This is a genomic window from Streptomyces huiliensis, assembly GCF_020037025.1.
In the GTDB taxonomy this organism is placed as follows: Bacteria; Actinomycetota; Actinomycetes; order Streptomycetales; family Streptomycetaceae; genus Streptomyces; species Streptomyces huiliensis.
The window spans coordinates 1-355 of record NZ_JAIQLH010000514.1; the positions used below are offsets into that span (position 1 = coordinate 1).

A 355-nucleotide genomic window follows, 5' to 3' on the forward strand; every position below is an offset into this window, starting at 1 on the left:
GGCCGGGCGGGCCCGCGCCGCCCTGGACGCGGCCGGCACCGCGCCGCACCTTCCGCCGCCCGCCCCGCCGCGCGCCTCGATGCCGGAGGCGCCTCCGCTGACCTGGCAGGAACGCCGCATCGCCGACCTCGCCGCGAGCGGTCTGACGAACAAGGAGATCGGCGAGCGCATGCACCTGTCGCCGCGCACCGTCGGCTCGCACCTGTACCGCGCCTTCCCCAAACTGGGCATCACGACCCGGGCGGCCCTGCGCGACGCGCTCGGCCGGGCCGAGCGCGTCGCGCGGGTCTGAACCGGTCGCGCGGGTCTGAACCGGTCGCGCGGGTCTGAACCGGTCGCGCGGGTCTGAACCGGT

The 355-nt window shown here is 77.5% G+C and carries 1 protein-coding gene; it reads left to right on the forward strand.

The genetic code is table 11. The features are described from left to right. On the forward strand, nucleotides 1-292 hold a 292-nt coding region (locus JNW98_RS35565), incomplete at its 5' end, for a response regulator transcription factor (RefSeq protein ID WP_223772385.1). Between the last annotated feature and the right edge of the window lie 63 nt (nucleotides 293-355).